The organism is candidate division KSB1 bacterium (genome assembly GCA_022562085.1).
Taxonomy (GTDB): domain Bacteria; phylum Zhuqueibacterota; class Zhuqueibacteria; order Oceanimicrobiales; family Oceanimicrobiaceae; genus Oceanimicrobium.
The window spans coordinates 1-4,631 of sequence record JADFPY010000358.1 but is presented as its reverse complement, the minus strand read 5'-3'; the positions used below and the strand labels follow the sequence as shown (position 1 = coordinate 4,631).

General features: G+C 46.1%; 5 protein-coding genes. All 5 read left to right on the top strand.

All coding sequences use genetic code 11. The features are described 5' to 3' along the window. The coding region (locus IH879_20140; protein MCH7677239.1) for a DUF1761 family protein at positions 1-389 on the top strand (389 nt) is incomplete at its 5' end. Positions 390-640: 251 nt separating this feature from the next. Then, positions 641-886, top strand: a complete 246-nt coding sequence (locus IH879_20135) for a hypothetical protein (GenBank protein MCH7677238.1) — start codon at positions 641-643, stop codon at positions 884-886. Positions 887-1,034: 148 nt separating this feature from the next. Further along, the gene (locus tag IH879_20130) at positions 1,035-1,238 is read left to right on the top strand and encodes an ATP-binding protein (protein ID MCH7677237.1); all 204 of its coding nucleotides are present in this window, start codon (positions 1,035-1,037) and stop codon (positions 1,236-1,238) included. Between the two features lie 2 nt (positions 1,239-1,240). Continuing rightward, the gene (locus IH879_20125; GenBank protein MCH7677236.1) at positions 1,241-2,677 is read left to right on the top strand and encodes a hypothetical protein; all 1,437 of its coding nucleotides are present in this window, start codon (positions 1,241-1,243) and stop codon (positions 2,675-2,677) included. A gap of 76 nt (positions 2,678-2,753) precedes the next feature. Continuing rightward, on the top strand, positions 2,754-4,271 hold the full coding sequence (locus IH879_20120; GenBank protein ID MCH7677235.1) for a hypothetical protein: 1,518 nt from the start codon (positions 2,754-2,756) through the stop codon (positions 4,269-4,271). Positions 4,272-4,631 lie beyond the last annotated feature (360 nt).

Below are 4,631 nucleotides of genomic sequence, written 5' to 3'. Positions count from 1 at the left end.
AAATTGTGGAAGACTTTTCAAGGGTAAATTGGCTTGCAGTAACCGTAGGGACCGTTGTTTCTTTTCTTGTTGGTTGGGTGTGGTACAGCCCGAAACTCTTTGGGAAGAAGTGGGCGGAAGGTTCTGGCGTATCTCTGGATAGTGCTGATAAGATGCCTGTATTTGCTATGGTGACGCAATTGGTAGCGTTGCTCTTGCTTGCTCTTGTGATTGGTATTACTGCAACAATCGATGCACTGATTACTGCCGTACTGGCCATCCTGGCTGTTGCGACATTTACAGCGTCAATGGGTGGCTTCGTGAAGAAAAACGGTTACGCGATCACTGTTGATTTCTTTTATGTCATTGTTGCTGGTGTCGTCATGATTGTCTTTCAAGGGGTATTCTGAAAAAGGTTTCACATTGAATGATCAATGCCTAGAATATTAGCCGCGCGGACGCCCTTGACCAGAACAAAAAGAATTCGCATGGCACGTGGCTTCAGCCCGCGCCTAACGTTGAAAGGTCACTAAGGGGCTGATATAAGAAAAAGCAATGATTGGCTAACAAATCGTTGCGCCTGACATTTCCGCTATGCTCCAAAATGCAGGTGAACTCAATCGGTTATGCAAACTTACAAAATTATCAAGGAGTAATTGACATGGTAGATATAAATACTTTAACTGTATTTCTAGGCTGGTGCTCGGTAATCAATATCGGCGTTCTTTTATTTACAACTATTCTGCTGGTTGTAATGAAAGGGCCTATTTCGAGGATTCACAGCAAAATATTCGGTGTCAGTCAGCCTGATTTAGCGCCTGTGTATATTCAGTATTTAAGCAACTATAAAATCGTAATATTTATCTTCAATATCGTTCCGTATACTGCTTTAAAGGTAATGGTGTAAATTCCTGTTTGACTAATGCATAACAAGGCAATGGTTCGGAATTTTAAAGCTCCGGTTTCGCCTTCACTTTTGAAATCCGCACATTTTGGCGTTGAGACAGTTAGTCGGTTGGTCACTGCAACGACATTCTGATTTGGGAAACCACAAGATGAAAACGAATCCCTACATCGCTGGTAATCCTGGAGGCGGACAGAAAGCTTATGTTGGCCCAAGGAACGTGCTCAAGGACGTGTTAAGGGTTCTCAAGAATCCAAATGACAATGCATTAGTTCTTTACGGACAGCGTAGAATTGGCAAAACGTCAATCGTGCAAGAGCTAACTCATAGATTGCCTCAAGAAGGCTCAAATTGATATTGAATATCAAAAGACTCGGATGGAATTCCAATATGAGACTCCTGGCTATTTCATTGTTAGGTCTTACATTATTGACTGCTCGAGCCTATCCCCAGGATGCTCACTACTGGACTGACCAATACGGTTCGAGGTCAAGGTTGCTGGGCGGAGCGGTTATCGGCAGCGTCGATGATCTGGCCGCTGTGTATTACAATCCGGCGCGTTTAGCTTTAATCCCCGATCCTGGCCTGCTTCTCAGCACCAGGCTCTACCAATATACTCAAAGCACGGTCAAAGATGGCCTTGGTCAGGGCATCGATTTAAACAATGAAAATTTGGCTAGTGCGCCGGGTTTTGCGGCCGGTATGTTCCGCAGTCCCGGCAAGGAACACGCGTGGGGATACACCAGTTTGAGCCGGGTGCGTTCGCGCGTTCCGTTCACAGTCCGGCTCAGTGGTGTGGTGGATATTATACAGCGGACTCCCGGGGATGAGTCGTACGCCATCGAATACAAGTCAACCAATGAAATCAAGGATCAGTGGTATGGTTTTACCTGGTCCTGGAAGCGATGGGCAAAATCCAGTATCGGCGTTTCAACCTATCTTTCATATCGTCGGCAGAAGAATGAATTCAGGTTTTTGACCGAAGCGCTTGCAGGCAACGGTGATCTTGCAGCCATTCAGAAAATCACGGAGTACCGATTTACGACCTGGGATTTTTTGTGGAAAATTGGCTATGCTTTATTAAACAAAAATTGGTCATTGGGTGCAACATTGACCACTCCACGCCTCAATGTGGCAGGCAGTGGCAAGACCCTGTTCAATAATCTGACTATCGGCCTTGATCCGGGTGATGGCGGGGTGTCGCGTGATAGGCTTGAAGTTGATTATCAGCGCAATCTGAACGCAGTTTATAAAACGCCTCTGTCAGTGGGGTTTGGCGCGGGATTCTTCGTCGGAAGTCACAGGTTGCATGTCTCTGCCGAGTGGTTTTCAAAGGTAAAAGAATCCGTTGTCATGGCTCCGGAACCTTTTGTCGGCCAGAGTACCGGTGATACCCTGGATTATACCATTTTGCAGGAATTTAAGCCAGTACTGAATCTCGGGATTGGGTATGAACGGTATTTTGCCGCCAATATTGCCTTCTATGGCAGTTTCACCACGGATTTTTCAGCCGCTACGTCGGATTTATCGCGTATTACAGAGGAGCCATCTAAGGTTTACACGGCCAACAACAGGATGAATATCTATCATGCTGGTATCGGCATCGAACTGCGACTAAAAAATATGGAATTAACCCTCGGCACAATCTTGAGTTTTGGTGACGATCAAATCGAACGGCTCATCACGCTACCGCCGGCAGGTGGTATAAAACTTCCTCTCGATGAGCAGGAAAACATTGCCACCAAGAAGTTCAGGCGGATTCGTCTCTTGCTGGGTTTTTCGTTTGGACTGTAGACTGCACGATCGGGTTTAACACAATCTCAAACAGACATCAGCAAGCAGAATAATAAAATGAACTGGAGGATTACTAATGTTAAGTTATTTAACTCGAATTATCATCGCTTTAGCCGTATTCGCTGGCCTGTCCGGCTTTCGATCAATTTGCCTCGCGCAGGCTCCTGAAGACGAATGTGATTTCAGCTTCGATAATCGCGCCGTCTATTGGACGACTGAGCGGGAAATGAGCCTTAAAGAGCTTGCCGCTTACTGTGCACCGGTTTTTTGGTTCTCGCCCGATGAACCCACTACGGATGATAAGGAAGGGAAGGAGATCAGAATGCCGGCGCCGCTGCCATTTGAAGAGGATCGGGATAAACCGGTGGTATATTACCAATATAACCGGATTCTGGTGCGTGAAGATACTTTGGGACCCGGTTATATACCGGATGCGGAGGTCAAAGGCAATAGCATGCTTGACCTTCACAATATCGCAGCGGTCAAGCTCAAATATATCGCTTATTTTCCGTTTGAAGAAGGCGTTGGTGCGCATGACCACGATGTTGAACCTACGGAATACAGAATCATTATCATACGGGACGATGAATTGGAAGATTACGAGCATGATTGCGAGAAAACGCATTACATTATCGCGATCATGCGGGTTACTGCTGAGGCGCACGGATTAAGATGGTTTTACAATGTTGTTGAAACGGACCGATATACCAGATTCCCGATGCACCTGCTTGTGGAAGAAGGCAAGCACGGGATGTGCACCGACAAAAATTCGGATGGCTACTATACACCGGGTTTTGATGTCAATAAACGCATTAATGATGCCTGGGGATTACGCGACATAATTCGCGGTGGTGCCCTGTTTACCGGGGCATACCAGGCCTGGATGTCGAAAGTAAGGCGACCGGAACACCGTGTCTTTCCGCCTTTACCTGAGGATAGTCCGTTACGTGAACGACATAGCGAAAATGGCGAATATGCGCCTGAAAATGCCATTTATGAGCTTCGGGCCTTTCCCGCCTCGGAGATGGCTGGAGACGATGCATTGCTGGCTCTTAAAATGGCAGAGAAGGAAAAACGCGACTGGCCGGAAATAGAGGAAAATACTGATTTAAACCGGTTTGGCCATTTTATGTCCGAAGAATTAGCGCTCAAAGCATTTGCTATCTCTATGCGTGCGGATGGCGATCTCGGTATGTCGTTTGTGTTTCCCTTTTTTATCGTCAGGAATCTCGAGGATCCCGTGGCAGGAGGTTTTTTGGTACATCGCATGTATTTGAAGGATAAGAGACTGCGGGATTTCGGCTGGATGTTGATGTATACACCGTCAGCATCGCGCTGGATTGACAGCTATTTTGCTGTCGGTGTGGAGTGGGACAAGGAGCCGATCAGTAAAGAATCAAAAGAATTCAAAACAAAAACGGATTTTGTGCTTGAGACAGGTATCAAATTCCGGGTGAATATCACCAAATCACCGTTAAAATTTCTAAGTTTCCTGACAGACTATATGGGATTACGTGCCGGTGTTAAAAACAAGGGTTTTTTCGATATCGATCGACTTACTTATGTCATCGAGTTTGGTGCCGGGGTTTTTTGATATCGATAGATTTCGGCCCGACACTGCAAACAACAGGGCTTTCGCAAATGAAAACCTTTGAAATCTTTGTTGCCTAGCTTCGTCCGCCCATCCCGTGTCCGTTGGAAATAAATACGTCAAAGCACATTGCTGCGCTTCTATTGATGTGTGATGGAGAAATCCTGTAAAATACAGGGAAAATACGGGTGGGGCTTTTCCAGACTGGAGGTAAAGTCAGCCAAAAAATTGCTTGGGATAAACCTCGCTAATGTTTGAGACGTTTTTTGCCGAATGTCTTGTCTATGCTCGAAACGAAAACTAGCTCCCCAAAAGGGACTTTCTTTGGCGCATAAAGGCTAGGCTAGCTTTTTTGTCCGCTGC

Excerpts from the sequence above, each read along its gene's own strand:
- IH879_20135 (MCH7677238.1), top strand. The coding sequence starts at position 641 with ATGGTAGATATAAATACTTTAACTGTATTTCTAGGCTGGTGCTCGGTA.
- IH879_20120 (MCH7677235.1), top strand. The coding sequence starts at position 2,754 with ATGTTAAGTTATTTAACTCGAATTATCATCGCTTTAGCCGTATTCGCT.
- IH879_20130 (MCH7677237.1), top strand. The coding sequence starts at position 1,035 with ATGAAAACGAATCCCTACATCGCTGGTAATCCTGGAGGCGGACAGAAA.